The 25,764-nt window shown below is 73.2% G+C and carries 25 protein-coding genes and 1 pseudogene; 13 read left to right on the plus strand and 13 right to left on the minus strand.

Annotation, left to right across the window (positions count from 1 at the left end):
- Positions 1 to 37: 37 nt before the first annotated feature.
- The 3 genes from JK356_RS07905 to JK356_RS07915 all read right to left on the minus strand — a co-directional run bounded on the left by JK356_RS07905 (position 38) and on the right by JK356_RS07915 (position 3,003).
- Positions 38 to 1,231: a ferritin-like protein gene (locus tag JK356_RS07905; RefSeq protein ID WP_201866864.1), complete on the minus strand. Its 1,194-nt coding sequence runs from the start codon at positions 1,229 to 1,231 to the stop codon at positions 38 to 40.
- Between the two features lie 47 nt (positions 1,232 to 1,278).
- Positions 1,279 to 2,076 (minus strand): DJ-1/PfpI family protein, encoded by a 798-nt coding sequence (locus tag JK356_RS07910; protein ID WP_201866865.1) that lies wholly within the window; start codon positions 2,074 to 2,076, stop codon positions 1,279 to 1,281.
- A 207-nt stretch (positions 2,077 to 2,283) separates the two neighbouring features.
- On the minus strand, positions 2,284 to 3,003 hold the full coding sequence (locus JK356_RS07915; RefSeq protein ID WP_201866866.1) for a type 1 glutamine amidotransferase domain-containing protein: 720 nt from the start codon (positions 3,001 to 3,003) through the stop codon (positions 2,284 to 2,286).
- A 251-nt stretch (positions 3,004 to 3,254) separates the two neighbouring features.
- On the opposite strand from JK356_RS07915, the gene JK356_RS07920 reads away from it, so the two are divergent.
- The 5 genes from JK356_RS07920 (at position 3,255) to JK356_RS07940 (ending at position 7,298) form a co-directional block, all read left to right on the plus strand.
- Positions 3,255 to 4,031: a hypothetical protein gene (locus JK356_RS07920; protein ID WP_201866867.1), complete on the plus strand. Its 777-nt coding sequence runs from the start codon at positions 3,255 to 3,257 to the stop codon at positions 4,029 to 4,031.
- Positions 4,032 to 4,066: 35 nt separating this feature from the next.
- A complete protein-coding gene (locus JK356_RS07925; RefSeq protein ID WP_201866868.1) occupies positions 4,067 to 4,645 on the plus strand; it encodes a DJ-1/PfpI family protein in 579 nt (192 codons plus the stop codon).
- Positions 4,646 to 4,718: 73 nt separating this feature from the next.
- A complete protein-coding gene (locus JK356_RS07930) occupies positions 4,719 to 5,447 on the plus strand; it encodes an HAD family hydrolase (protein WP_201866869.1) in 729 nt (242 codons plus the stop codon).
- 74 nt (positions 5,448 to 5,521) lie between these two features.
- Positions 5,522 to 6,193 (plus strand): type 1 glutamine amidotransferase domain-containing protein, encoded by a 672-nt coding sequence (locus tag JK356_RS07935; protein WP_201866870.1) that lies wholly within the window; start codon positions 5,522 to 5,524, stop codon positions 6,191 to 6,193.
- A 208-nt stretch (positions 6,194 to 6,401) separates the two neighbouring features.
- Positions 6,402 to 7,298, plus strand: coding sequence for a LysR family transcriptional regulator (locus JK356_RS07940; RefSeq protein ID WP_201866871.1), 897 nt, complete (start codon positions 6,402 to 6,404; stop codon positions 7,296 to 7,298).
- Positions 7,299 to 7,302: 4 nt separating this feature from the next.
- Here the strand turns inward: JK356_RS07940 and JK356_RS07945 are convergent, their stop codons facing one another.
- From JK356_RS07945 to JK356_RS07960, 4 genes are all read right to left on the minus strand, one after another.
- A complete protein-coding gene (locus JK356_RS07945; RefSeq protein ID WP_307815467.1) occupies positions 7,303 to 8,319 on the minus strand; it encodes a small ribosomal subunit Rsm22 family protein in 1,017 nt (338 codons plus the stop codon).
- A 28-nt stretch (positions 8,320 to 8,347) separates the two neighbouring features.
- Positions 8,348 to 9,718, minus strand: coding sequence for a multidrug effflux MFS transporter (locus JK356_RS07950; RefSeq protein WP_201866872.1), 1,371 nt, complete (start codon positions 9,716 to 9,718; stop codon positions 8,348 to 8,350).
- Between the two features lie 72 nt (positions 9,719 to 9,790).
- Positions 9,791 to 11,485 (minus strand): alkaline phosphatase, encoded by a 1,695-nt coding sequence (locus tag JK356_RS07955; protein ID WP_201866873.1) that lies wholly within the window; start codon positions 11,483 to 11,485, stop codon positions 9,791 to 9,793.
- 275 nt (positions 11,486 to 11,760) lie between these two features.
- A complete protein-coding gene (locus JK356_RS07960; RefSeq protein WP_201866874.1) occupies positions 11,761 to 12,027 on the minus strand; it encodes a DUF1876 domain-containing protein in 267 nt (88 codons plus the stop codon).
- Positions 12,028 to 12,279: 252 nt separating this feature from the next.
- Between JK356_RS07960 and JK356_RS07965 the strand changes: the two genes are divergently transcribed.
- From JK356_RS07965 to JK356_RS21760, 6 genes and pseudogenes are all read left to right on the plus strand, one after another.
- On the plus strand, positions 12,280 to 13,143 hold the full coding sequence (locus tag JK356_RS07965) for an ABC transporter ATP-binding protein (RefSeq protein ID WP_201866875.1): 864 nt from the start codon (positions 12,280 to 12,282) through the stop codon (positions 13,141 to 13,143).
- A gap of 26 nt (positions 13,144 to 13,169) precedes the next feature.
- Positions 13,170 to 14,174: an ABC transporter substrate-binding protein gene (locus JK356_RS07970; protein ID WP_307815468.1), complete on the plus strand. Its 1,005-nt coding sequence runs from the start codon at positions 13,170 to 13,172 to the stop codon at positions 14,172 to 14,174.
- Between the two features lie 28 nt (positions 14,175 to 14,202).
- A complete protein-coding gene (locus tag JK356_RS07975) occupies positions 14,203 to 16,293 on the plus strand; it encodes an iron ABC transporter permease (protein ID WP_201866876.1) in 2,091 nt (696 codons plus the stop codon).
- Positions 16,294 to 16,383: 90 nt separating this feature from the next.
- Positions 16,384 to 16,572 (plus strand): annotated as a pseudogene (locus tag JK356_RS22160) (aldo/keto reductase); the annotation flags it as partial.
- The gene (locus JK356_RS22165; RefSeq protein WP_307815469.1) at positions 16,566 to 17,039 is read left to right on the plus strand and encodes an aldo/keto reductase; all 474 of its coding nucleotides are present in this window, start codon (positions 16,566 to 16,568) and stop codon (positions 17,037 to 17,039) included. The pseudogene JK356_RS22160 and the gene JK356_RS22165, both read left to right, overlap by 7 nt.
- Positions 17,024 to 17,167 carry a hypothetical protein gene (locus JK356_RS21760; protein WP_236670955.1) on the plus strand — a complete coding sequence of 48 codons (144 nt, stop codon included), beginning with the start codon at positions 17,024 to 17,026 and terminating at the stop codon, positions 17,165 to 17,167. The genes JK356_RS22165 and JK356_RS21760 overlap by 16 nt, the downstream gene beginning before the upstream one ends.
- Before the next feature lie 58 nt (positions 17,168 to 17,225).
- On the opposite strand, the gene JK356_RS07985 is transcribed toward JK356_RS21760, so the two are convergent.
- From JK356_RS07985 to ddaH, 4 genes are all read right to left on the minus strand, one after another.
- On the minus strand, positions 17,226 to 17,789 hold the full coding sequence (locus tag JK356_RS07985) for a hemerythrin domain-containing protein (RefSeq protein ID WP_201866877.1): 564 nt from the start codon (positions 17,787 to 17,789) through the stop codon (positions 17,226 to 17,228).
- A 166-nt stretch (positions 17,790 to 17,955) separates the two neighbouring features.
- The gene (locus JK356_RS07990; protein WP_201866878.1) at positions 17,956 to 19,599 is read right to left on the minus strand and encodes an RNA polymerase sigma factor; all 1,644 of its coding nucleotides are present in this window, start codon (positions 19,597 to 19,599) and stop codon (positions 17,956 to 17,958) included.
- Positions 19,600 to 19,825: 226 nt separating this feature from the next.
- Positions 19,826 to 21,316, minus strand: coding sequence for an alpha-amylase family protein (locus tag JK356_RS07995; protein WP_307815470.1), 1,491 nt, complete (start codon positions 21,314 to 21,316; stop codon positions 19,826 to 19,828).
- Between the two features lie 236 nt (positions 21,317 to 21,552).
- On the minus strand, positions 21,553 to 22,335 hold the full coding sequence (gene ddaH, locus JK356_RS08000) for a dimethylargininase (protein ID WP_201867122.1): 783 nt from the start codon (positions 22,333 to 22,335) through the stop codon (positions 21,553 to 21,555).
- 214 nt (positions 22,336 to 22,549) lie between these two features.
- Here ddaH and JK356_RS08005 point away from each other — a divergent pair, with 214 nt between their 5' ends.
- Complete coding sequence (locus JK356_RS08005; RefSeq protein WP_201866880.1) at positions 22,550 to 23,272, plus strand: bifunctional DNA primase/polymerase; 723 nt, start codon at positions 22,550 to 22,552, stop codon at positions 23,270 to 23,272.
- Between the two features lie 53 nt (positions 23,273 to 23,325).
- On the opposite strand, the gene JK356_RS08010 is transcribed toward JK356_RS08005, so the two are convergent.
- Entirely contained in the window at positions 23,326 to 24,348 is a 1,023-nt protein-coding gene (locus JK356_RS08010) for a hypothetical protein (protein WP_201866881.1), read from the minus strand.
- A gap of 149 nt (positions 24,349 to 24,497) precedes the next feature.
- Here JK356_RS08010 and JK356_RS08015 point away from each other — a divergent pair, with 149 nt between their 5' ends.
- Positions 24,498 to 25,235 carry a CDP-alcohol phosphatidyltransferase family protein gene (locus tag JK356_RS08015; protein WP_236670956.1) on the plus strand — a complete coding sequence of 246 codons (738 nt, stop codon included), beginning with the start codon at positions 24,498 to 24,500 and terminating at the stop codon, positions 25,233 to 25,235.
- Here the strand turns inward: JK356_RS08015 and JK356_RS08020 are convergent.
- Positions 25,151 to 25,621, minus strand: coding sequence for an adenylyltransferase/cytidyltransferase family protein (locus JK356_RS08020; protein ID WP_201866883.1), 471 nt, complete (start codon positions 25,619 to 25,621; stop codon positions 25,151 to 25,153). The two genes, JK356_RS08015 and JK356_RS08020, sit on opposite strands and share 85 nt — an antisense overlap.
- Between the last annotated feature and the right edge of the window lie 143 nt (positions 25,622 to 25,764).

Raw genomic sequence — 25,764 nt, forward strand, 5'->3', positions numbered from 1 at the left:
CCGGGGCGGCGGCTGCCGTGCGTGACGGCGGCTCGGATCAGCCGGCGGACGCGGACCGGGCCGGAGCCGCGGGCCCCGCCTGGGTGTTGATGAAGCGAGGCCCGTAGTAGACGGGTTCGCTCAGGTCGGTGTGACGGGACAGGAGGGTGAACTCCTCCGGGTAGATCTCCGCGAGGCGTGCGACGACGCTGTCGGGTACCCGCAGCCGCATGATGTTGAAGCAGGAGCGGACCCGCATCTGGTCCATCTGCGTCACGGCGGCGCCCAGGCTGGGCCACCAGGTCTCGGCCGGCCCGTTCCAGGAGCGGTCCAGCGCCGCCATCATCTCGGTGTAGGCGTTGTCGAAGCCCTCGAGTTCCTTGCGGACATCGGGGCCGTCCGGGTCGAGTTCGAGGATGGCCTCGTAGCCGTCCGACGGCACGGCGAGAGTGTTGATGATCACCGGCCAGGCGATCTCCTCGCCGCGGAAGAACTCCGCCTCGTTCTCGCGCGACACCTCGCGCACGCCCTCGGGCGCCAGGTAGCGGCGGCCGTAGCGGAGTTCGGCGAAGCGGGCGTAGTGCGAGCCCTCCTTCTGGAAGGCGGCGCTCGCCTCGATGGTGTCCTCGCCCTCGCCCTCGCCCTGCTCGGTGATGATGTCCAGGCCGTGCAGGAACTTCTCGACCGGGTCGGTGCCCTCCTCCGGCTCGAAGGTGAGGTAGCCGAGGTTGCCGCCGACCTGGTTGGCCGGGCCGCCCTTTTCCACCGCCGCGCGCACCAGGTCGGCGTTGTCCGTGATCGCCTCACGGATGGCGTCGTAGAACGAACCGACCGTCGGGTAGGGCGCCTTGCGCTGCTCCTCGGTGAGCATGAAGGCGGGCGCCTCCAGCCGCATGAAGTTCTCCAGGCTGCGCGGGGAGAGCTTCGCCAGCGGCACGCGCAGGTCGGGGGCGACACCGCCGGGCAGCCCCGTGGCGGGGTAAGCCGGGGCCAGACCCTTGATGTTGGGTGACCCGCCCAGCGCGGCGACCATGTTCCCCACGATGGCCATGTGGACCATCTCTTCCATCAGCACGCTGCGGATGATGTTGTACGAGGGGTAGTTCTGGACCTCCAGCGAGTACATCGCCGCGCAGTACAGGGGCATGGTCGAGTGCTCCAGCGCCACGGCCGTCTGGAGGGCTCCCCTGATCCAGCTGAGGTCACGCAGTTCCGCCGGTGTCGTGCGGATGCGTCGTCGTGCCCGCGTCATGACGGGCCGCCTCCCTTCCACTCATGTCTCGGTGGGACGGGGCCCCGTCACTCGGCCGGTTCGGGCTTGGGGAGGAGCATCTCCTGGAAGTAGTCCTGGAAGGTCTCCTCCAGTTCGGCGTTCCGGTAGAACTGCGGGCCGGTCTCCTCGAAGACGACGTCGCCGATGCCGCCGAGGGTGTCGAACATCATCGAGACGATCGTGCCGACCTCGCGGCCGAAGTAGTGGGCGACCAGGGCGACCGTGGCGCCGTTGATGCCGTAGGAACCGGTCGCCGTCCAGATGCGGGTCTCCGGGTTGCCGATCCACATCCGGCGGTTCTCCGGCACCGTGTGGCCCTCGTCGCGCAGGCCGCGGGCGACGGCGGCCACGCACGTCACCGGCTCGTCGTTGAGGATGCCGGCCCGGGCGATGATGCCGACGCCGGAGCAGTTGGCGGCGATGATCTTCCCCGCCTCGTGGTGGCGGCGGATGATCTTCTGGATGCGGTCGTTGGTGGTCAGGGCGCCCGAACCGACGCCGCCGGGAACGTAGAAGATGTCGAAGAGCTCGTCATCGTCGAGCACCGAGTCGGCGATGACCTGGGTGCCCATCTGCATCTTGACGACGCCGGGCTCCATGCTGACGAGCCGGACGTCCAGGTCGCGCGGCTGGACCTCGCGCTGCCAGGGGGCGATCTGGCCGGAGACCACCATGGCCGTGCCCTTGAAAATCTCCAGCGGAATGATGGTGTCCTGCTCGCTGCACGCCTCGTACCCGAGAACACCGATCGAATTGATCGTCGTATTGATGCTCGGCAGAGACTTCTCGGCCCTTTCGGAACGCTGGCCGTTCTGAATCGCCATGTGCGCCGACTCCCCTCGGGAAAGTGCGGGTGAGCGCCGGAAGCCGAACGTGCTCCGGCATCACGGAACTAAACCAGCGCCATGGGGAGCCATCAAATAAGCAGGCTGCCAGGAGGGCATTAAAAAAGTTCGGGCTCCGGCCGTGCGCCGCTCGCCAGGCGGCCGGGCGCCGTCGGGGACGGGCCCCGGGCTGGCGTCAGGCGGGCGTCAGGCAGGCAGGCGGCGCAGCCACCCGGCCGGCAGCGGCTCGCCGGCGGCGGTGCGCAGGCCGGTGCTCGCGGCCTGCTGCGCGGAGGCCGGGTTCTGCCCGGTGACGAGCGTGCCGTCGGCGACGACGTGCGGACGGAACGGCTCCGCCGCCGTGTAGCGGGCGCCGCGGCGCTCCAGCTCGTCGGCCAGCAGGAACGGCACCACGTCGGCGAGGCCGACCGCGTACTCCTCGGCGTTGGAGAAGCCGGTGACGTCGCGGTCCGCCACCAGGTGCGCGCCGCCGGGGGCGCGGACGCCCAGCAGCGCCGCCACGCCGTGGCAGAACGCCGTGATCACGCCGCCGGCCGCGTGGAAGGCGCTGAGGAAGTCCGCGAGCCCCTCGTCCTGGGGCAGGTCGAACATGGCGCCGTGCCCGCCGGCGATGAACACGGCCCCGAAGTCGCCGGGGTCGAGTTCGCTGACGGGAACGGTGGCCGCGAGCGCGGCCCGGACCGCGGGGTCGTCCAGGAACGCGCGCTGCGGCGGGTCGGAGCGGTCGATTCCGCTGATGGGAGGGGAGCCGGGGCGCGTGGAGGCGAACGCGAAGTCCCAGCCGAGCGCGCGCAGCGCCCGCCAGGGATAGGCGGCTTCAGGAAGCCAGAAACCGGTGGGGTGGCCGTTCGGGAGCCGGTCGACTCCCGTCACCACGATGAGTCCGTGCGGAGACGTAGGGGGCACCGTGTCACACCTTGCAACTAAGCGGACCAAGGGAAAGTTACTGGCAAGAAACTATGGCACGGCAGGTACTGCCGCGCCCAGACCGTCAGCCTTTCCGCCGAGCAAACTCCCCAAGATTCCTTATGGGGGGGTGCGGCAAAAGATATTTGGCACGGGCCTGAGCGATACATAGCTTCATGTCAGTCACGCCCGGCGACCGGAGAAGGGGATTTGGGCTCCGCCGCCGGGATCGTCACTCCGGAAGGGGGAAAATGTCCGAGGTCACCAACGACTATAGAGCCCCGGCGATCCAGGACGAGCGTGTGGTCCGGATCGATCCGGGCCCCCGTGACTTCTCCGCCCTCAACGAAGTCGTGCGCAAGGGCAGCAGGGTGGGCAACGAGCGCCTTGACGACGACACCCACCTGAACGAAGTGATCCCCAAGCCCTGGGGGAACGAGTACCGCGTCTTCGTCGACGACTTCCTCGACGTGTGGCATCTGTCCATTGACCAGGGACACGCCACGTCGATGCACGTCCACCCGCGGAAGCTGACCTACCTGCTCTGCCTGGGTGGTGAGGGCGTCACCCAGACCCTGACGGGCGAGATCCCCGTCACCACCGGGACGCTGCTGCGCATCGGCGGCGGCGCCTTCCACTCCACGCGCGGCACCGGCGAGGGAACCCTGTCGCTGGTCGAAGTCGAGGCGCCGCGCAACAAGTTCGACCTCATCCGGCTCCGCGACGGCTACCACCGCGAGAACACCGCCTACGAGTCGGAGCACAAGGAGCTGCCGGAGCTTCCGGCACGCCCCGTGTCCTACCTGCCGGAGGCCCGGCTGCGCGACCACTCGCTGTGCGGCAGTTACCGCTTCGACATCCGCGCCGGGATGGACGTCTTCTACCGCAGGCAGCCCGGTGACCTGTTCCACATCCCGCTCGGCCTGACCGGGATCGTCACCGGGGAGCTGGACATCCTCGTCCCGGTCCGGGGTGACAACCGGCGCCCCGCCCTCGACCAGTACTACCTCAGCCTGTCCCACGCCTGACTGCCCGTCACCGTCTTCGCGAGAGAGGGAAATCCGTGACCAGCCCTGCGACCACCCCGCGCAACGCCGTCATCATCACCGGTCCCGGCTTCCAGGACCACGACGTGGTCTACACGTACTACCGGCTCCTGGAGGAGGGCTGGAACGTGGACGTGGCCACCAAGGACGGCGGCGACGTGACGGGCAAGTACGGCATACCGCTGCCGATGGACAAGACGGCCAAGCCGCTGATCTCCTTCGACCAGCTGGACAGCGCCGCCTACGACGCCGTGATCCTGACCGGCGGCCACGAGGCGCCCGACCGCGTCCGGCAGGACGCCCGGGTGCTGGACTTCGTCCGCGCCATGGACGCCGCGGGCAAGGTGGTGGCGGGCCTGTGCCACGGCCCGTGGATCATGGTCAGCGCCGGCGTGCTCAAGGGGCGCCGGGCCTGTGCCTACATCGGGCTGCGCGATGACGTGATCAACGCGGGCGCCGATGTCGTCGACAGCGACGTCATCGTCGACGGGCACATCATCACGTGCTCGTACTACGCCTACGTCGGCCGCTTCATGCGGGCGGTCTTCGACACCGTCAACGCGCTGGCCGAGGCCAAGCAGCCGGCGGCCGCCTGACCAGGCACACCCGCGGGGCGGCCGGGCTGCGAGGGGCCCGGCCGCCCCAGGCCCGCCATCCGGGAGGAAACCGATGCTGATACTCGACTTCGACGGCGTGGTGTGCGACGCCTTCGAAGAGTGCGCCGTCGTCACGTGGTACGCGACCGAGGACCCCGAGACCACGGCGGCCAAGCCCGTCGCCGAGCTGGTGTCCGACCTGCCCGCGTCCTTCCTGACGCGTTTCAGGACCGTCCGCAAGTACTCCCGGCTGCTGCACCACTTCATGGTGGCGCACGACCCGCGCAGTGAAGCGGTCAGCGGGCAGCGGGAGTTCGACGCCCTCTTCGCGGCGTTCCCGGAGTACGAACTGGCCACCTACGTCGACAACGCCAACCGTCTGCGCGCGGCGCTGCGGGAGAACCAGCGCCGCGAGTGGCTCGCGCTGCACACCCTCTACCCGGGCGTGCGGGATCTGCTGGAACGCCACGAGGGCCGCGTGTCGATCGTCACCGCCAAGGACGAGCGGTCGGTGTGGGACATCCTGGCGTTCCACCGCCTCGACCACACCGTCGTCTCGGTGATCGGCGAGTGCGGCGACAAACGCAGCGCGGTCATCGACCTGGTCGCCGAGGACGGCCTGGAACCGCGCCACGCCACCTTCATCGACGACAACCTGACCAACGCGCTCCAGGTCCGCGACACGGGAGCCCGTTCGCTGTGGGCCTACTGGGGGTACCACACCCCTGAGCACGTCCAGAAGTCCCTCGCGCGGCGCATGCGCAGGGCCTACCTGCCGGACCTGGCGGAGCTCCATGCCTGAGCGCCGCCGCCGGCACCCGTCCCACCGTCCTGACTGGACGCTTCTCATCTATCGATCAGCCTGGAGGCAGCACCATGCCCAAGAAGGTCCTCTTCGCCCTCACCAGCCACGGCCAGCTTGGTGACACCGGCCGCACCACGGGCTTCTACGTACCGGAAGTCGCCCACCCGGCCGAGGTGTTCCGCGAGGCGGGCTACGAGTGGGACTACGTCTCGGTCCGCGGCGGCGAGGTCCCGCGTGACGGCGTCAAGCCCGATGACACGGTCGTGGCTTCCTTCCTCGCCGACCCCGGCGTGCGGCGGGCGCTCGCGGCCACGCCGACGGCCGACCAGGTGAACGCGGACGACTACGACATCATCTTCTACGCCGGCGGACACGGCACCATGTGGGACTTCCCCGACGCCGAGCCGCTGGCGCGGCTGGCCGCCCGGATCTACGAGCGGGGCGGCGTCGTGGCGGCCGTGTGCCACGGCCCGGCCGGGCTGGTCAACCTGAAGCTCTCCGACGGCGCCTACCTGGTGGACGGCAAGCAGGTCTCGTCGTTCACCAACGAGGAAGAGCACGCGGTGGGGCTGGCCGACACCGTGCCGTTCCTGCTGGAGAGCAAGCTGGTCGAGCGCGGCGCGAAGTTCACCAAGGCACCGAACTTCGCCGAGCACGCCGTCTCCGACTCCCGGCTGGTCACCGGGCAGAACCCGGCCTCGGCCGCGAAGGTGGCCAGACTGGCGCTGGAGGCCCTGAGCTGACCCGGCCCACACGTGCGCGAGCGGGTGGCCCCTCCACCACAGGGGGGCCACCCGCTCGTGTCGTGTTCCCAAAACGCCCGCGGCGTCTTGACATTGTCAAGCTTTTACAATGTTCATAGACTCTGGCGATATGATGAAAGTGTGCGCACGGCAATGACCGCTGGGGGGATCGTGTTCCGGGAACATCGACCTACGGGGGCACTGAACGATGCAACTGGGATGGCTGAACACGTTCGTCACCGTCTATCGTGTCGGCTCTTTCACCAAGGCGGCACAGAAACTGGGATTATCCCAGCCCGCCGTTACTCAGCAGATTAAGAATCTGGAGAAGAACCTGGGAAAACCGCTCTTCGAGCGGCTGCCCCAGGGCGCCGCTCCCACGGCGGCGGCCGAGTCCCTGGTGCGGGAGATCCAGGGGCCGGTCGACGCGCTCGGAGCGGTCGTCGACCGCCACTTCGGCAGGCCCACGGAGAAGCGACCGGTCTTCCTGGGCGGCCCGGCGGACCTCGTCAGCACGCGGGTGCTCCCCGCCGTCAGCGACCTGATCAGGAACGGCTTCCAGCTCCGCATCAGCTTCGGGCTGGCCGACGAGCTCCTCGACGCGTTGGTCGCCGGGCATCTCGACCTCGTGCTGTCCACCATCAGGCCACGGCTGCGCGGTATCACCGCCACCGCGCTGGTGGACGAGGAGTTCGTCCTCCTCGGCTCACCTGAACTGGGAGAACAGCTCTCCCGCGAGCGGCTCGCCGAGACCGGGCCGGCCGCTCTCGAGGAATTCCCCATCGTGGCCTACGCGGAATCACTGCCCATTATCCGGCGCTACTGGATATCCGTCTTCGGCGTCCGCCCGACCGCGGTCCCGGCCGTCGTCGTCCCGGACCTGCGCGGCGCCTTGTCGGCTGTCAAGTCCTCAGCCGGTATTTCCGTTCTGCCCACCTATCTCTGCGCCGACGAACTCGCCAGCGGCGAGGTGGTGCCCTTGCTGGAACCAGAGGTTCCGCCCATCAACACCTTCTATCTCGCCGTCCGCGACGGCACCCTCGCCCAGCCTCATCTCGCGCTGCTCCACGGCCAGCTGCTGATGAAGGCCCAGGTGTGGGTGTGACCGCTCAGCCGGCGGGCCAGGCGTCGCCCCACGCGGTACGGCGGGCGGCGCGGTAGCGCTCGCTGTCCCGTCTGGTGACCGTCTCCCGCCGCACCACGCCCTCCGGCGCGCACAGCTCCAGCAGCACCTGGCCCTTGCGCAGCTGGGGATGGCGGATCACGCGGGACTCCGCCGGGGCGTCTTCGGACGGCCCGGCGGAGTCCCGCACGGCCGTGACATAGCTGAACTTCTCGTCCTCGTACGGCAGCGAGCCGCCCTTGACCCGCCGGTGGAGCGAGGAGCGGGCGACGCGCGCCGAGAAGTGGCACCAGTCGGCGTCCGGTGCCAGCGGGCACGCGGCCTGGTGCGGGCACGGTGCCAGCACCCGCAGCCCGGCGGCCAGCAGCCGCGCACGGGCCGCCAGCACGCGCCGGTAGCCCTCCGGCGTGCCGGGTTCGACGACCACGACGGCGCCGCCCGGCGCCGTGGCGGCGGCCGCCGCGTCCGCCAGGGCGTCGCGGCCGTCCGGCGGCAGCTCGCCCAGCACATAGGCGGCGGTGACGAGGTCGGCCCCGGGCAGCGGACCGGTCAGCCGCTGCCGCTGCCAGCCCGCCGCCCGCACCGCCGGGTCGGCGGCGCCGGCGGCCAGCTCGCGGCCGACGTCGAGGGCGGGGGACGACCAGTCCAGCACCCTCGTGCGCCGCGCGCCGTCGCCGGGCCAGGCGGCGGCCGCCGCCCAGACGCAGGCGCCGGTGCCGCCGCCCGCGTCGGTGTGCGTGGCCGGGGACCAGCCGGGCCGCAGCGCGGCGAGCCTGCCCAGCGCGTCGGCGGCGGCCGCGTGCGTCGCAGGCATCCGGTACGCCGCGTACGCCACGGCGTCGTCCCGGTTCCGCACCACGGGCGCGGCGGTCGGCGTGCGGCCCCGGTAGCTGGCCATCAGGCGCTCCACCGCGGCCGCCGCCCGGCGCGGCGGCAGCCCGTCGAGCAGACGGTCGAGCGCGGCGCGCAGGTCATTGCCCGCGGCCGGAACGGTGCTGGTCACCGGGACAGTGTAGGAGCCGCGGCGCGGGTCAGGCCGCGCTGCCGGCCCGCTGTCCCGCCGCCGCCGGGGCCGCGGCACGGCGGGAGGCGCGCCGCCAGGGGCGGCACAGCACCGCGAAGCTGACGGCAGCCAGCAGCACGGCGCCGATCTGCGTGACGGCCATCGGCACGGCCGTGTCCTCGCCCGCGATGCCCACCAGCGGGGAGGCGATGGCGCCGACGAAGAACTGCGAGGCGCCCAGCAGCGCGGAAGCGGAGCCCGCCGCGTGCGGCGTGCGCATCAGGCCCTGGGAGTTGGCGTTCGGCAGCACCAGCGGCATCGAGGCCATCAGCACGAACAGCCCGGCGGACACGCCCACCAGCCCCGGGTCGCCCAGCAGGCCGCTGGTCATCACCAGCAGCGCCAGGGAGGCGGCCCCGACCAGCGCCAGGCCCACCGTGATGACGGCGTTGAGCGGCACCCGGCCGACCAGGATCTTTCCGTTGACCTGGCTCATCGCGACCATGCCGATCGAGTTCACCATGAACAGCAGGCTGAACGTCTGCGCCGAGGCGCCGTAGATCTCCTGCACCACGAACGGCGAGGCCGACACGTACGCGAAGAGCGCGGCGAACGTCAGGCTGCCGCACAGCAGGTGTCCGGTGAACGGCTTGTCCCGGAACAGCCCGGCCATGGTGCGCAGCGCCGCGGGCACGCCGCCCGCGTCGCGGCGCTCGGCCGGCAGCGTCTCCGGCAGCCAGCGCGCCACCACCAGCGCCAGCACCACGCCGATGGCGGACAGCACCAGGAAGATGCCGCGCCAGTCGGTGAACCGCATCAGCTGGCCGCCGAAGACCGGCGCCAGCACCGGCGCGATGCCCGAGATGAGGATGAGGGTGGAGAAGAACCGCGCCATCGCCAGGCCGTCGAACATGTCACGCACCACGGCCCGCGCGATGACGATGCCCGCCGCGCCGGTGAGGCCCTGCACGAAGCGGCACGCGATGAGCAGTTCGATGGTGGGCGCCACGGCACAGGCGGCGGAGGCCACCACGTAGCACAGCATGCCGGCCAGCAGCGGGCGGCGCCTGCCCAGCTGGTCGCTCATCGGTCCCACAACGAGCTGCCCCAGGCCCAGCCCCATCAGACAGGCCGTGAGGGTGAGCTGCGCGGTGGCCGCGGCCGAGCCGAGCGAGTCACCGACGTCCGGCAGCGCGGGCAGGTACATGTCCATGGACAGCGGCGGCAGGGCGCTGAGGCTGCCCAGGATGAGGGTGATCAGTATCCCGGCCCGCCGCCGCCGGGTCAGGGGGGCGGCGGGCCGGGAGCCCGCAGGCGGTGAGGTCCGGTCGGTTGAGCCAGGTGAGCGGTGAGCGGATATGTGAGGGGACACGACGGCAGATTGGCCGGACTCAGACATGCACCTCTCCGTGAAGACGTTCGGGGATCGGCCCAATCATCCCATGTCCCGCCGTTCCGCTCATCCCGCTTCTCAGCTCCGCGCGGCCGCCGGCGGGGCGGTGTTCGCGCCCGCGCCGGCCGCATCCGCGCTGATCAGACCGGGGTCGCCCGCCAGCGAGACGAACGACGCGGCCGTGAGGACGTCCGCACCCGGCGTCGTGACTTCGGGCACAACGCGGTAGTCCGCGCGGACCCGCTGCTCGTCGAGCGTGACGAGGAGGTAGCCGCGCCGGCCGTCGTAGAAGCGCAGGTGCGGGTTGGCCGCCATCAGCACGTCCCAGTTGTCCGGGCGTTCGGCCCCGTCGCCGCCGCTGGTGATGGAGGTGGTCACCAGCTCCACGCCCAGGGTCCGGGACTCAGGATCGTCGAAGTCCTCCTTGAGGTCGAACGCGTAATGGACGTGCACGTCGCCGGTGAGGACCACCAGGTTCCCGGCGCCGGAGGCGGTGAACTGGTCGAACAGCCGCTGGCGGGCGGCCGGGTAGCCGTCCCAGGCGTCCATGGAGACGGGGGAGGGAGCCGCCACCTGGTTGTGGCGCCGGGAGACGACGACCTGCTGGCCCAGCAGGTGCCACAGCGCCTGGGACCGCGACCAGCCGTCGGCCAGCCAGCGTTCCTGCGTGGCGCCGAGCAGCGTGCGGCCGGGGTCCTCCGACTCCTGGCTCGGCAGCTGCCAGCCGTCGCCGTTGGCCTGGTCGTCGCGGTACTGCCGGGTGTCGAGGATGTCCAGCTGTGCCAGGCGGCCGAACTGGAACCGCCGGTAGAGCGTCAGGTCCGGGCCGTCGGGCAGCTGCGGCGCGCGCAGCGGCATGTTCTCGTAGTACGCGCGGTAGGCGGCGGCCCGGCGGACGAGGAACTCCTCGACGGGATCGTTGTCCTGGGAGATGCCGGCGGCGTAGTTGTTGTCCACCTCGTGGTCGTCCCAGGTGACGATGAACGGGTGGGCGGCGTGCGCGGCCGCCAGGTCCGGGTCGCTGTGGTACAGCGCGTAGCGCAGGCGGTAGTCCTCCAGCGTGACCGTCTCCCGGTTGAAGACGTCCGGGAGCGGGGTGTCGGTGTACCCGCGGGCCCCGCCCGCGGAGTTGACGGCGTATTCGTAGAGGTAGTCCCCGGCGTGGATGACCGCGTCGATGCCCTCCTCGGCCGCCAGGTGCCGGTAGGCGGTGTAGTAGCCCTGGTCGTAGCGCTGGCAGGAGACCACCGCGAAGCGCAGCGACTGCGGCATCTCGTCGGGCGCGGGGGCGGTGCGGGTGCGGCCGGTGGGGCTGGTCCAGCCGCCGGTGGTGAACCGGTAGTAGTACGTGCGCGACGGGGACAGGCCGGTGGCCTCGACGTGCACGGAGTGGTGGAACTCGGGGTCGGCCAGGGTCTCTCCGGCGCCGACGACCCGTTCGAAGCCGGCGTCTTCGGCGATCTCCCAGGTGACGGCGACCGGTTCGGGCGCCATGCCGCTGTCCGGCTCGTAGGGGGAGGGGGCGAGGCGGGTCCACAGGGCGACGGAGTCGGGGAGCGGGTCGCCCGAGGCCACGCCCAGGGTGAACGGGTCGCTGCTGATGGCCTCGGCGGCGGCCCTGGCGCGGGGCCGGGTCGCGGCGCTGGCCTGGCGGGGGAGTCCGGTCGCGAAGGCGATCGCCGCCGCGGCCGAGGTGACGGTCAGGAACCGGCGGCGGTCCAGAAGGCGCGCGGCCGCCCGGAGCCGGTCAGTGGGGGACGAGGTCTGCGTCATGCTGCCCAGCGCATCCGACGAGACCGTCACGGTGCTGACGCGTACTCGTCATGCCCGTGACGATCTGATGAATGGTTGCGCTCTGGACGCTATCGCTCACATCGCGCGAGCAGTGAGTCCGAAACGCGTCGCGATGCGCCGTTTTTGAGCCGACAGGCGGGCGCGGGGGGCCGGGCGCGCGCGAAGCGGCGGCCGGCTCGGCCGGCCGCCGGAAGCGGTGGTGCGGCGGTGACGGGCGGGGCGGCTGGGGTGGTCCGGGTGGCCCCGCCGGCGGCTCACACCTTCAGGCGGGTCACCCGCTGGTGGGTGTGGGACTCGATGTCCTGCACCGTCTCGTGGATCAGCTGGTGCGACAGGTCCGAGAGTGCGCGGGCCGCGGCGAGCTCGCGGCCGATGTCCGGCACGTTCTCGTCGGTCGGATTGGCGCGGGCCGATCCCTCGCCCACCAGGACCGAGTCGGGCCGGTCCTCCAGCCGTGCCTCGGCCCGGGTCGTCCGGTCGAAGACGTCGATGGCGATCCGCACGTTCCACGTCTGCGCCATGGCTGCTCTCCCTCGCTAGGCCTCGTGTCGTCCCTGGGGTCCATCGTCGCGCGCCCGCAGGTGCCCCGCATGCCGGGGCGAAACGGGCTGGGCGGGGGAGAGGGATGAGAGGGATGAGAGGGGCGAGAAGGTTGGGAGGGGCAGGAGGGGCGGGAGGGGTAGGAAGGGGGGAGTGGTGGCGGTGCGGGGTGAACAGGGCAGGGGAGGCTTTCGTTACATCTCGGTAAAGCCCGGTGACTGTCGAGGTTAGGTATGCCTTACCTTAGTCCGGTGGCTGTGAGACTCGGGAACGCGGACAACCGGCCCGGCGGCGCGGCGCTGCGAGCTGACGGCGTCAGCGCCGGATACCGGGGCACGCCCGTCGTGCACGACGCCTCGGTCCGCCTGACCGGCGGCCGGGTGACCGTGCTCATCGGGCCCAACGGCAGCGGCAAGTCGACGCTGCTGCGCACCATGGCGGCGCTCCACCCCGCGATGAAAGGCCGGATCGGTTTCCCCGACGGCGCCCGCGTGAGCGACCTGCCGCCGCGCGAACTCGCCCGCCGCGTCACGCTGCTGTCGCAGCACCGGCCCACCCCCGGCGGTGTCACCGTGCGCGAGGTCGTCGCCTACGGCCGCCACCCGCACCAGCCGCGCTGGGGCGGCCGCGACCCGGAGGGCCCCGCCATCGTCGAGCGCGCCATGGCGCTGACCGGCGTCACCGCCCTCGCCACCCGCCCCGTTGACGGCCTGTCCGGCGGGCAGCTCCAGCGCGTCTGGCTGGCCAGCTGCCTCGCCCAGGACACGCCGCTGCTGCTGCTGGACGAGCCGACGACCTTCCTCGACCTGCGCTACCAGGTCGAACTCCTCGACATCGTGCGGGACCTGGCCGACCGCGACGGCATCGCCGCCGGCCTCGTCCTGCACGACCTCGACCAGGCCGCCGCCATCGCCGACGAGGTGGTCCTGCTGGTCGGCGGCCGGGTCGCCGCCGCCGGACCCCCGGCCGAGGTCATGACCCCCGAACTCCTCAGCTCCGCCTACGGCATCCAGGTCGACGTGCACCGTGACCCGGACTCCGGCCTGCTCCACACCCGGGCCCGCGCGCGGCACCACCGCCGCCTCACCACCCGCTGACCCGGCACACCCCGAAAGGAACCCCCGTGCGATCCACTCGCGCCACCGTGCTCGCCTGCCTCACCCTCGCCGCCGCCCTCACCGCCTGCGGCACCACGGAAGACCCCGCCGGCGACGAGCGGTCCGGCGGCGCGGGCGGCTCCGGCGAGGAGATCACGCTCACCGACGCCCGCGGCAAGGAGATCACGCTCGACGGCCCCGCCGTCCGCGTCGCGGGCACCGAATGGAACGTCATCGAGTACCTGGTGTCGCTCGGCGTGCAGCCCGTCGGCGTCTCCGACATCGACGGCTTCGAGCAGTGGAACAGCGCCGTCGAACTCGACGGCTCCGCCACCGACATCGGCACCCGCGGCGAGCCGAGCATCGACACCCTCGCCACGCTCGACCTCGACGCGCTCTTCGTCACCGACCAGCTCGTCGACGGTGCCATCGAGCAGATCGAGCGGACCATCCCCGTCATCGTCGTGCCCGGCGGCGACACCGAGGACCCCATCGGCACCATGTTCGACAACGTGGACCTGGTCGCCCGCGCCACCGGCACCGAGGACCGCGCCCGCGAGCTGCGGCAGGAGTTCGACGACGCCCTGGCCGAGGGCCGCGAGGCCGTCGCCGACGCCGGCGCGGACGGCACGCCCGTGGCCTTCGGCGACGCCTGGGTGACCGGCGGGGCCGTCACGGTCCGCCCCCACGGCGAGGGCTCGCTCACCGGCGCCGTCCTCTCCGAACTCGGCTTCACCTGCGCCTGGAACGAGCTGCGGGACCTGGAGTACGACCCGGTCTACGGGCTGGCGCAGACCGACGTCGAGGGCCTGACCGGGCTGCCGGACGACACCGCCTTCTGGTACATCGCCGGCCGCGGCGAAGCCGACCCCTACGCCGACACCCTGGCCGGCAACGACGTGTGGAACTCCCTGCCGTTCTCCCAGGACGCCGTGCGGCTCCCGGACTCCATCTGGATGTTCGGCGGACCCGAGTCGATGACGGACTTCGCCGCCGCTGCCGTCGACGCCGCCACCGGCGGCACCCGCTGACCGGGCCGTTCACCCGGGTGAGCACGCCATGAGCACCGTCCCGCTCCGCACCCGCCCCGCCCGGACAGCCGGCCCGCCCGGCTCCGGCCGCCCGGCCGCCGGGCGGCTGGCCGCGCTGGCCGGCGCGCTGCTCGCCGCCCTGGTGCTGCTGGCGGCCGCCCACCTCGTCCAGGGCACCGCCGCCGTCGGCGCCGGCGAGCTGCTGTCCTGGGCGCTGGGCCGCGGCGGTGGCGCCGAGACCGCCGTCGTCGTGGAGTCCCGGCTGCCGCGGCTGGCGGCCGGGCTCGTCGTCGGCGTCGCGCTGGGCGCCGCCGGCTGCGTGCTGCAATCCGTCTCCCGCAACCCGGTGGCCTCGCCCGACGCCCTCGCCGTCAACGGCGGCGCCCACCTGGCGCTCGTCCTGGCGGCCATCGGCGGCCTGACCCTGCCGTTCGCCGGGAACGTCGCCCTGGCCTTCGCGGGCGGTCTGCTCGCCGCCGGCACCGTGCTCGCGCTCACTGGGCGCGCCTACCACACCGCCCGCCTCGTCCTCGGCGGCACGGCCGTGTCGATCGCGCTCGCCTCCGTCACCACCTCGCTGCTCCTGCTCTACCCGCAGGAGAGCACCGGCCTGTACGCCTGGGCGGCAGGCTCGCTCAGCCAGAACGGCCTGGGCACCGTGCGGATGCTGGCGCCGCTGGTGGCGGCGGGCCTGGCGCTGCTGCTGCTCCTGGCGCGGCGGCTGGACGTGATGATGCTCGGCGAGGACGAGGCGCACGCCCTCGGCGTGCCGGTCCGCCGCACCCAGCTGACCGTGCTGCTGACCGCCGTGCTGCTGTCCGCCGCCGCCGTCGCCGCGACCGGCCCCCTCGGTCTCGCCGGGCTCGCCGCGCCCGCCCTGATGCGGCTGCTCGTGCCGCGCGTGCCCGGCCTGCACCGCCACCGCGCCCTGGTGCCGCTCGCCGCGCTGACCGGCGCCGTGGTGGTGCTCGGCGCGGACGTCGCGCTGCGCGCCGCGATGGGGGCGCAGCAGGCGGTGCAGGTGCCGACAGGCGTGGTGACGTCGCTGCTGGGCGGGGCGTTCATGGTGGTGCTGGCGCTGCGGCTGCGTGCCGCGCCGATCGGCGGGGCGGCCGCGGCGCTGGAGGTGCCCGGCACCGGCGTGCGCCACCGGGCCGCGCTGGCGGCCGGGCTGGCCGCGCTGCTGGCGGCGCTCGCCGTCACCGCGGCGCTCGCCGGCGACCGGACGCTCCTGCTGGGCGACCTGCTGCTGTGGGCGCGCGGCGACGCCGGGCCGCTGGTGTCCACGGTGATGGGCACCCGCGTCCCCCGGCTGGTCGCCGCGCTGCTGGCCGGGATCGCGCTCGCCGTCGCCGGCGTGGCGATCCAGGCGGTCACCCGCAACCCGCTGGCCGACCCCAGCCTGGTCGGCGCGGCGGGCGGCGCCTCGGTCGCGGCCGTCGCGGTCGTCACCTGGCTGCCGGCGGCCGGGTTCTGGGCGCTGACCGGCGCCGCCGGGGCCGGGGCCGCCGCCGCGGCGGGGATCGTGTTCACGCTGGCGGCGCGCGGCGGCTTCGCCTCCGACCGGCTGGTGCTGATCGGCGTCGGCGTCTCCCACGCGGCACAGGCGCTGGTGACCGTGCTGATCGCGGTGACCGACCCGTTCAACGCGGCCAAGGCCCTGACGTGGCTGTCGGGTTCGACGTACGGCCGCTCCTACGAGCACCTGCTGCCGCTGGGCCTGGCCTGCCTGCTGGTGGTGCCGCTGGTGTGGCTGGGCCACCGCCGCCTGGACCTGCTGTCCGTCGACGAGGACACCCCGCGCGTGCTGGGCCTGCACGTGCCCCGGGCCCGGCTGGGGCTGCTCGCCTGCGCCGTGGTGCTGACCGGCACCGCCGTCGCCGCCATCGGCATGATCAGCTTCGCCGGCCTGGTCGCCCCGCACGCCGCCCGCGCCCTGCTGGGACGGCGCCACCGCTGGGTCGTGCCGGTCGCCGCCCTCCTCGGCGGCCTCACCGTGCTGGGGGCCGACCTCCTCGGCCGGACGGCCATCGCCCCCGAACAGCTGCCCGCCGGGCTGCTCACCGCCGTCATCGGCACCCCGTACTTCCTGTGGCTGCTCCACCGCACCCGCGCCTGACGGGCCGCCGCACCGGCCAGGCCTGCGCTGGAGTGCGGTCCAGCTCCCATGCTGGCCAGCGACCCGACCACATCAGCCAAGGGAGCGGCCATGGCCGCAGTCAATTTCGCGCTGGGCACGAGGTACTCCGGGACAGGGTGGACGAGGCGGACTCCTTCCGCCTGCTGGACCGCTTCACCGAAGCGGGGCACGTTGATCGACACCGCCGACTGCTACACCTTCTGGTCCGACGCCAGCGGGCACGGCGGGCAGAGCGAAACCGTCATCGGGCGGTGGCTGAAGCGGCGTCCCGGCGTGCGCGACCGGGTGGTGCTCAGCACCAAGGCAGGGCTGGAGCCGGGGACACCGGGGAGTGGCCCGGCAACCGGCTGGGCCTGTCGGCCCCCGCGGTCAGGGCCGCCGCGCGCGGCAGTCTGCGGCGGCTGGGCACCGACCGGACCGACGTGTACGGGGCGCACGGGGAGGACCGCCGCGTTCCCCTGGAGGAGACGGTGCGGGCCATCGCCGAGCTGGAGCAGGAGGGCACCGCCGTCCGGCTCGGCGTCTCCCGCCGTCCGCTGTGGCGGGTGGAGCGCGCCCGCCAGCCGTGGGTGTACACGCCGCTGCTGAGCGGCGCCTGCACCCGCGCCGGCCGAAGGCCGCCGGAGGCGTACGAGCACCGGGGGAACGAGCGGCGGCTGGCCGCGCTCGGCAAGGTCGCGGCCGAGCTGGGGCCACCCGCAACCAAATCGTGCTGGCCTGGCTGACCGGCGGCGACCCCTCCCTCACCCCGATCGTGGGGGTCAGCCGTCCCGAGCAGCTGGACGAGGCGGTGGCGGGCGTCGCGCTTGAGCTGCGCGCCGAGCACCGCGCGCTGCTGGACGGGGCCGCGTGAACCGCGCCCGCCCCGGCGGCCCGCACGGCCGCCGGGGCGGGACGGTGCCGGGCCGCTCTCAGGAGCGGCCGAGCGCGTCGCGGACGCGGTCGGCGACCGCCGCGAACGGGCCGGCCGCCAGGTTCGCCGCCCTGCTCTCCATGCCGGGGTGCGGGTGGGTCGGCGCCGCCGCTTCGGCCGCCCGGACCGCCTTGGCCATCCGGGCCAGCCGGGCCGGGTCGGTGTGCTCGTTCAGCTGGGGGAACTCGTACTGTTCCTCGGCCTCGGCGTGCGCGAGCACGGCCTGGCGCAGCGACCGCAGCTTCGGCATGAAGTCCGGGTCATCAGGGTCCATGCGGTCCAGGTCGCGCAGCAGCTCCTTCGCCTCCCGCTCCTCGCGCAGCCGGTCGCCGACGACCTGTTCGCCGCCCTCGAACGCCTTGCGCGCCGCCGGGTGGACGACCTCCTCCTCGGCGGTCTCGTGCACCGCGAGCAGCCGCACCAGGTCGCGGAAGGCGCCGCGGCGCTCGTCGCCGGTGCCGGACTCCACCCGCGCGAACAGACTCTTGATCTGCTGGTGCTGCTGCTTGAGAAGCACCACTACGTCGTCGGTGTCCATCGCTCCGCCGTGTGTCTGCGCCATCGCAGCCTCCTTACGATCGGTGGCTCCCCGGAGTACCCAGGGCCGGGAAGAACAGTGCTGCGCCGGGCCCCGCGAATGCGGTGATGACGCCGGGCGTGCCGAGGCCCGGCCCCGGACGGACCGCACGGGGTGTGGGCCAGGGCGGTGAACGGCGGGCGCGGTGCGGTCAGCGGGCGGTGCCCGGGACGGTGTCGTCGCTGCCGTCCCCGCCGGCTTCCTCATCGGCGTCCTCGTCGCCGTCTTCGCCGGGGTTTCCGGCGTGGTCGCCGCTGTCCTCGCCGTCCTGGTGCTTTCCGTCTTCTCCGTCTTCCCCGTCTTCTCCGTCGTCGCGGTCGTCGCTGTCGCCGCGGTCGCGGCCGGGCACGCCGTCCGGCGGACCGGTCCGCGCCGGGGCGCCGGATGCCGGGGGAGTCTCCCCGGCGGTGCCGCTGGTCGCGTTCCCGTTCCGGCCGGTGCTTCCGGCGTTGCCGCTGGCGGACCGGTCCGCGCCGGCGGGTGAGCCGGCTGAAGCGCCGGACGACGGCCGGCCGGTACCGGCCGGGGTGTCGTCGCTGCCGCATTCCGTGTCGCAGGATGGCTCCGCCGGGGCGGAGGGCCCGCTGGACGGCTCGCGTTCGCCGGCCCCGTTGTCGCGGTCGCCGTCGTCTGGGCCGTCGTCTTCGCTGCCGGCGCCGTCACCGGTGCCGTCCACCCGGCGGGCCTGCTGGCTGCCGCCGTCCGCGGCGCCGCTCAGGTCCGGGTTCCCCCACAGCGGCGGCAGGGCCTCCTGCCCGGCGCGCGGCTGGGGCACGTGCGCCGGCGGCGCGTCGGCGACCAGGCCGCCCGCCGCGACGGCCAGCGTGAGCGAGACGGCCACCTTGCCCAGCGCGCCCGCGGACCCGGCCACACCGGCGGACCCGGCGACGCCGGTCGCGGTCGCCGCTGCGGTGGCCGACGCGGTGGCCGACGCGGTCGCCGTCCCCGCCGCCGCGCTGAGCAGCTCGGCCGCCGCGGGCGTCCCCAGCAGCGCCGCCGGCAGCAGCCCGCGCAGCGTCGTGTCCAGCTCGGCCAGTTCGAGCGAGGCGGCGCGGCAGCGGTCGCAGCAGGCGAGGTGCTGCCGCAGCCCGCGGAACGCCCGCCGCCGTCCCTTGCGGGTGAACGTGCCCAGCTGGCTGGCGTACTGGCGGCACCCGTCCCGCCCGGCCAGCAGCGATTCGCTGACGTGCGCCTGGAGGTACGCCTCGCGCAGCCCTTCGCGCGCGCGGAAGGCCAGCACGGAGGTGGCGTTGACCGTCAGCCCGAGCACCGCGGCGACCTGGCGTATCGGCTGCGCCTCGACCGTGGCCAGCCACAGCACGGTCTGCCACCGCTCGGGCAGGCTGCGGAAGGCGCGGATGACTATCGACCGGTCGGCCTGGCGCATCGCCTGGGTCTCGGTGGCAGGTTCGTACGGCCACACCGGCACGCGGTCCGGTTCCGCGACGGGGTGTTCGCGGTGTTCCGCCGCGCCCCGCAGCGCGGCCTCGCGCCGCACCATGGTCAGCAGGTAGGCGCGGACCGACGCGCGGGGGCCGCCGCCCTGCCGGACGATCCGCAGGGTCCTGGCGAACACCTCAGCGGTCAGGTCGTCGGCCGTCGCCCGGTCGCGGCAGCACAGCTGGGCGTGCCGCCATACTGGCTCGGCGTGGCGCAGGTACAGCTCGCCGAAGGCCGATTCGTCGCCCTGGCGCGTGCGTTCCAGCAGCGCCGCGTCGGACGTCCCGTCCGCCGGCGCTGGCGCGCCTGCCGGGGCGGGGGACGGGGCCGCTCCCTCGTCCGTCAGACCGCCCACGCGCGACCAGTCCCGTGCACCGTTGCTCCCTTGCCCCCGTGGCCGCTGCGCGCCCGGTGAGCACGGTGAGCGGCGCGGCGGTGAGTTGAATACGCAGCGGTTCACGATAGTCAGTACTGGCCGGTTCGCACCCGGGCGTGCACGCGGCTTCCGGGGGGCGCGGTGCGGCCCGCCCGCCCGTGGCGTGCCGGGCGGGCGGGCCGGTGAGGCTGACAGGGCGCGAAGGTCACGTCCCGGCGGTCATCCCGGCGATTCCGGCGGTGGCGTGGAAGGCGAGGGCCGACTTCGCGGGGAGGCTGAGCGTCGCCTGGCCGCCCGTGACCGTGATCTCGCTGGCGCAGCCGCTGAGCAGGTCGCAGTAGGTGCCGTCGGGCAGGCCGGTGGAGAAGGAGGCCGTGGCGGCGGCGTCGCTGTTGTTGATCGCCAGGAAGCCCTCGCCGCGGGCGAACCCGATGACGTTGCTCTGCGGGGACTGGAAGCGGGTGACCTCGGCGTCGCCGACGGCGGCCCGCCACTGGACCATGCCGGTGATCCGCGGGTCGCGGTCCAGGCAGTACCAGCCGTTGCCGCAGTCGGTGCCGGTCACGTAGCCGCTGGCGTCCGAGGGCGGCCCGTCGTCGTTGCCGCGGTAGGTGAAGCCGGAGTAGACCGTGACGGGCGCGCCGTGGTCCCAGCCGAGCTGGAAGACGTTGGCCAGCACGGCCGTGTCGCCGTCCCGGTAGCTCAGGTGGCGGCCGTCCCGCTCGGTGTCGTGGTTGGTGACGAACGACACCGAGTCTTCGGCGGGCAGCAGCCCGTCGCCGAAGCTCTCAAGCTGGGCGATGTCGCTGCGGAAGGCCGACGTGAGCTGGTCGCCGAAGCCGAAGTCGAGCACCCTGCCGCTGCCGAAGTACTCGTCGGGCGTGGGCGTGGTGCCGGGGAAGACCTCGAAGAACACGAACGGCGCGGAGCCGTCGGCCGTGGGGTTGAGGCCGCTGACGATGGCGGCGAGGTCCTCGGCCGGGATGTGCTTGGCGGCGTCCACGCGGAAGCCGGAGACGCCCAGCGCGATCTGGTCGTTGAGGTAGGCGGTGATGCGGTTCCTGACGGTTTCGCTGCCGGTCTTCAGGTCGGGCAGGCCCAGCAGCTCGCAGTTCTGCACCTCCCATGTGTCGTCGTAGTTGCTGATCTCCCGGTCGCACACGTCCACGTTGTAGTCGGCGCGGGAGTACTCGGCGTGCTCGTACTTGTCGGTGAGCTGGGTGCCGCCGTAGCCGGTGCCGGTCTGCGCGGCGGTGTGGTTGATGACGACGTCGGTGTAGACCGCCACGCCGGCGTCGGCGCATGCCTGGGTCATGGCGGCGAAGTCCTCGCGGGTGCCGAAGCGGCTGTTCAGCTCGTAGCTGTAGGGCTGGTAGATGTCCCACCAGGCGCCGTCGGGGTGGGCGAGTGACTCGGCCGGCGGCGCGACCCAGACGGCGCCGTAGCCGGCCGGGCCGAGCACGTCGGTGCACTCGGCGGCGACCGAGTCCCAGTTCCACGACCAGAGGTTGGCGATCACGTCGCCGCCGGCCGCGCGGGCGGCGGGCGCGGCGGCGGCACCGCCGGACGGCAGCAGCGCGGCGAGGACCCCGGCGGCGGCGAGCGGGGCGAGGGCGGACCGGGCGGCCCGCCGCACGGCGCGGCGGGTGCGCGGGGTGCGGTGAGGGTGACTGTGCCTGGGACTGTGCCTGCGCACAACGGCTCCTTCGGTTGGTCCGAGCGACGGCCACACGCGCCAGCGGCCCGTTCCGTTCTGCAAGATGTTGCAGAAACTTGCGGGCATGCTACTGAGGTGTCGCGTGCATGTAAACGCTCAGGACGCACGCGGTTCCGGTGTCTTACCGGGATCCGCGGCGTCCGTCCCGGGCGGAAGATCCGCAAGAAATTGCGGCCGGGCCGGTCCGTCCTCCCGGCTCCGCCCCGCCGGTGCGCTCAACGCAGCTCGGCGGTGACGCACTTGACGCTGCCGCCGCCTTTGAGCAGCTCAGTCAGGTCCACCGGCACCGGCTCGTACCCCCGCTCCCGCAGCCGCGCCGCCAGCCCCTGCGCCGCCTGCGGCAGCACCACGTGGTGCCCGTCCGACACCGCGTTCAGGCCGAGCGCCCGCGCGTCCGCCTCGTCGGCGAGGACCGCGTCCGGGAACAGCCGCGCCAGCACCGCCTGGCTGCCCGGCGAGAACGCGTCCGGGTAGTACATCACCGCGTCGTCGCGCGCGTCGTCCAGCACGCACAGCGCCGTGTCCAGGTGGTAGAAGCGCGGATCGACCAGGTCCAGGCCGATGACCGGGCGCCCGAAGAACTCCTGCGCCTCCGGGTGCGACAGCGGGCTGCTGCGGAAGCCGCGCCCCGCCAGCAGGCAGGAGGCGGTGACCGCGAAGTCGCCCTCGCCCTCGTTGACGTGCTCCGGCTCCCGGAACTCCCGGCAGCCGTGCGCCAGGTGCCACTCCCGGTGCACCGCCGCCTCGCCGTACCGCTGCGGGTGCGCGAACCGCGCGCCGAGCACCCGCCCGCCGAGCGCCAGCGCACCGTTGGCGGCAAACACCAGATCGGGAAGCTCCGGCCGGGGCGTCAGCTCGTGCACCGTATGGCCGAGCGCGCGGTACCGCTCCGCCAGCTGCTCCCACTGCGCCAGCGCGAGGCGCACGTCCACCGGTTTGCCGGGATCCATCCACGGATTGATCGAGTACGTCACCCGGAAATACTCGGGCGGACACATCAGGTAACGGCGAGGCGCGTACAACCAGGACTCCTTCGTCGGCGTACGGGAATGAGCGGGCGATTTCCGGCAACCCGCGGGAAATCGCCGTGCGCCCAGTGTGCCCCGATTACCCATCCGCCGGGACGGCGAGGCAGTATGGCCGGAATAAACGACGGACTCCAGGCGCTGCGCCTGTGGGACGGCGGACGGAAAGTGAGGCGGTAGATGGCCCATGGCACGTGAGAGCAGACTCCCTCGCTGGCTCCGGCGGAGTGCCAGGAGCGCCGCCGCGTCAGCCGCCGCCGCGCGCGCCCGTGAGGACATGCTGCTCGCCGCCGCACAGGCGGGCTTCCCGCTCGCCCCCGCCGCGCGGCCCCGCGGCTACGGCTGCTCCTGCGAGCGGATCGGCTGTCCCACGCCCGCGCGCCACCCCGTCTCCCTGGCATGGCAGACCCAGGCCACCACCGACCCCGAGCAGATCCTGCGCTGGGCCCGGGCCGAGCCGGAGGCGAACTTCATCACCGCCACCGGCCGCACCCACGACGTGCTGGACGTGCCCGCCAGCGCCGGGTGCGCCGCCCTGGAACGCCTCGCCGCCGAGGGCGTGGCGACCGGCCCGGTCGCGATGGCCGACCCCGACCGCATCCTGTTCTTCACCACCACCCGCGGCACGCCCGAGGACGAGGACGAGTGGTGGCCGTGCGAGCTCGACTGCCATCCCGAGACGATGGACGAGCACCCCGGGCTGCGCTGGCACTGCCGCGGCAGCTACGTGCTGCTGCCGCCGTCCCGGGTCACGGCGGGCGGCACCATCAGCTGGCTGCGCGGCCCCGAACTGCCGCTGCCCGAGCCGCTGACGCTGCTGGAGGCGCTGACCGACGCCTGCGCTGAGACCGCCGCCGCGGAGGCCCGCGCCGAGGCGGAGCGGGAGGCGGCGGGCTGGCCCACGCCCTGAGCCTTTGCCCGCCGGGCCGCACCCCGCGCCGCCCGCCGCGGTGCGGCCCGGCGCTACTCGCCGCGGGCCTCGATGATGCCCGGGTGGCGCCGCAGGATCTCCACGTCGCCCTCGCCCTCGGCGGGCACCAGCGCCAGCTGCATCGACAGCCACGTCCGCGTCACCGACGTCCGGGCCTCGCCCTCCATCAGCTGCTCGACCTCTTCGCTCACGGACGGCGTGTGGCCGGGCGCCACCGTCTGCCGGTCGCTGTGGTGCGAGGTGAAGAACACCAGCGCCGAGCCGTCGGCCGTGCGCATCGCCACCGGCGCGTGCTCCGGCTCGTTGGCCGCCCAGTCGCGGTACTGCCAGTCCTCCTCCGGGGCGGGCTCGGTCTCCCGCTCCGCGAGCAGCTGGTCCGTGTAGGGGCCGCTGGCGAACGGGCCCTCACCGCTCTGGAGATACCCGTCGCCGTTGAGCGCGCCGTCCCCGTCCAGCGTGCCCGCGTATGCGGTGCTCAGCTCGGCGGGCGGCACCGCCAGGCCGGCCGCGCCGTCGTCGAGCGGGATGTCGACCAGGTAGCCGTTGTCGTCGACCTCAAGCTCGGGCACCTCGTCCGGCGGGAGAATCGCGCGGTAGGCGGCCTTCCAGCGCTCGTCGATGCTGTTGCGCGTGAAGACCAGCAGCCAGTGCGCGCCGCCGTCGTCGTCGGACAGCGTGACCTCGGCGACGAAGAACTTCGGCCACCCCGCCTGCTCCGGGATGAACACCTCCGTGCGGGTGAACTCCACGGTGGCTGCTTCGGGGTCGGGGTTGCCGTCCGGGTTGATCCCGTGCAGGGCGGTCAGCGAAGCCTCGGTGATCTCCGCCAGCGGGCCCGTCATCGTGGGGCCGACCTGCTCGGCGTCGAACGACACCGACACCTCGTTCATGGTGTCCAGGTAGCGCTGGACCGCCCGCTCCGCCCCGGACTGGGAGGCCGCCGGGACCACGGCGGTCTCCCCGTGCACGGTGATGCAGCCCGACAGGGACGCTGCCATGGCCAGGGCTCCCGCCGCCCCCGCCACGGCCTTCGCCGCCCGTGCTCGCACCCGCATCGTGGGCCCTCCCCATGGTGTCGCAGTTTGGTGTCGCAGTCTGCTTGCGCAGTTGGTGCCGCGGTCCGTCTCACGGCAGGCGGTGCCGCCTTTGGCCCAGGCATCGTATCCGTGTCACGAAACGGGCCGCGCGTGGGATGATGCCCGCCATGACCTTCGGGGCCGCGCTGGCGAGGCTGCGCGAGGCGCAGAAGACGTCCAAGGGCGTTTCGCTGTACTCACGTTACGTCAACCGGCCACTGGGCCGGGTGCTCGCGGCGGCGGCCTGCCGCGCCGGGCTCAGCGCCCACCACGTCACCGCCGCCAGCGCGCTGTGCAGCGGCGCCGGCCTGGCCGCCGTCGCCCTGGCCGAGCCGTCCTGGCCGCTGGGCCTGGCGGTCTACGCGGCGCTCGTCCTCGGCTTCGCCCTGGACTCCGCCGACGGCCAGCTGGCGCGGCTGCGGGGCACGGCCGGGCCGGCGGGGGAGTGGCTGGACCACATCGTGGACTGCGCCAAGGTGACCGCGCTCCACGCCGTCGTGCTGATCTCCGCCTACCGCTTCACCGACGCGCCGCGCGGCTGGCTGCTGGTGCCGCTGCTGTTCCAGCTCGCCGCGCTCGTCATCTTCTGCGGCGGGCTGCTGACCGACCAGCTCAAGCGCGCCGCGTCCCGGGCCGCGCCGCCCGCCGCGCCCGGCCCGCCGCCCTCCCGGCTGCGCGCCGCCGCGCTGCTGCCCGTGGACTACGGGGTGCTCTGCGCCGTCTTCCTGCTGCTGGGCAGCCCCGCGGCCTTCCGCGCCGCGTACACGGCGCTGTGCGCGGCCTACGTGCTGTTCTGCGGGGCGTTCCTGGTCAAGTGGTTCCGCGAGCTGTCCGCCGTCAGCGCCTCAAGCGCCGCCCGCAGCTGAGTACTTGAGGTGCGCGTCGTGTACGGGAAGTACACCACGCGCACGCCTACGGCGGCGAAGTCCCGCTCCAGCTTCTCGCCCTTGGGCGTGCCGCGCCAGTCGTCGCCCTTGAACAGCACGTCGAACCCGACCTGGCGCCAGGCCACCAGCTTGTCCGGCACCGTCTCGACGTGCACGTCGTCCACGTACCGCACGCTGCGGACGATCTCGACCCGCTCCAGCAGCGGGACCACCGGCGGCCTGCCCTTGGCCAGCAGCGCCATCTCATCCGAGACCACCCCGGCCACCAGCCGGTCGCAGCGGGCCCGCGCCTGGCGTAACACGTTCAGATGCCCGACGTGGAACAAGTCATACACACCCGGCGCGTACCCCACCACCTCTGGCATGCGGCCACCCCCACGATCCCGCCAGCAGTCCTGCCGAGGATATCCCCAACTCCCGCTCAAGAGAGGCAAACTCGCGCAGGGGAGGTGCGGCCAGGCGATAGGCTGCGCACGTACCGCGACCGGACGCGGGCGGACCGTGGGAG

Origin of the sequence: Streptomyces sp. 7-21, from assembly GCF_016741785.1 — a bacterium.
Taxonomy (GTDB): Bacteria; Actinomycetota; Actinomycetes; order Streptomycetales; family Streptomycetaceae; genus Streptomyces.

Excerpts from the sequence above, each read along its gene's own strand:
- JK356_RS07905 (WP_201866864.1), bottom strand. The coding sequence starts at position 1,231 with ATGACGCGGGCACGACGACGCATCCGCACGACACCGGCGGAACTGCGT.
- JK356_RS07910 (WP_201866865.1), bottom strand. The coding sequence starts at position 2,076 with ATGGCGATTCAGAACGGCCAGCGTTCCGAAAGGGCCGAGAAGTCTCTG.
- JK356_RS07920 (WP_201866867.1), top strand. The coding sequence starts at position 3,255 with ATGTCCGAGGTCACCAACGACTATAGAGCCCCGGCGATCCAGGACGAG.
- JK356_RS07930 (WP_201866869.1), top strand. The coding sequence starts at position 4,719 with ATGCTGATACTCGACTTCGACGGCGTGGTGTGCGACGCCTTCGAAGAG.
- JK356_RS07935 (WP_201866870.1), top strand. The coding sequence starts at position 5,522 with ATGCCCAAGAAGGTCCTCTTCGCCCTCACCAGCCACGGCCAGCTTGGT.
- JK356_RS07940 (WP_201866871.1), top strand. The coding sequence starts at position 6,402 with ATGCAACTGGGATGGCTGAACACGTTCGTCACCGTCTATCGTGTCGGC.
- JK356_RS07950 (WP_201866872.1), bottom strand. The coding sequence starts at position 9,718 with ATGTCTGAGTCCGGCCAATCTGCCGTCGTGTCCCCTCACATATCCGCT.
- JK356_RS07955 (WP_201866873.1), bottom strand. The coding sequence starts at position 11,485 with ATGACGCAGACCTCGTCCCCCACTGACCGGCTCCGGGCGGCCGCGCGC.
- JK356_RS07960 (WP_201866874.1), bottom strand. The coding sequence starts at position 12,027 with ATGGCGCAGACGTGGAACGTGCGGATCGCCATCGACGTCTTCGACCGG.
- JK356_RS07965 (WP_201866875.1), top strand. The coding sequence starts at position 12,280 with ATGCCTTACCTTAGTCCGGTGGCTGTGAGACTCGGGAACGCGGACAAC.
- JK356_RS07975 (WP_201866876.1), top strand. The coding sequence starts at position 14,203 with ATGAGCACCGTCCCGCTCCGCACCCGCCCCGCCCGGACAGCCGGCCCG.
- JK356_RS07985 (WP_201866877.1), bottom strand. The coding sequence starts at position 17,789 with ATGGCGCAGACACACGGCGGAGCGATGGACACCGACGACGTAGTGGTG.
- ddaH (WP_201867122.1), bottom strand. The coding sequence starts at position 22,335 with ATGTGTCCGCCCGAGTATTTCCGGGTGACGTACTCGATCAATCCGTGG.
- JK356_RS08005 (WP_201866880.1), top strand. The coding sequence starts at position 22,550 with ATGGCACGTGAGAGCAGACTCCCTCGCTGGCTCCGGCGGAGTGCCAGG.
- JK356_RS08010 (WP_201866881.1), bottom strand. The coding sequence starts at position 24,348 with ATGCGGGTGCGAGCACGGGCGGCGAAGGCCGTGGCGGGGGCGGCGGGA.
- JK356_RS08015 (WP_236670956.1), top strand. The coding sequence starts at position 24,498 with ATGACCTTCGGGGCCGCGCTGGCGAGGCTGCGCGAGGCGCAGAAGACG.
- JK356_RS08020 (WP_201866883.1), bottom strand. The coding sequence starts at position 25,621 with ATGCCAGAGGTGGTGGGGTACGCGCCGGGTGTGTATGACTTGTTCCAC.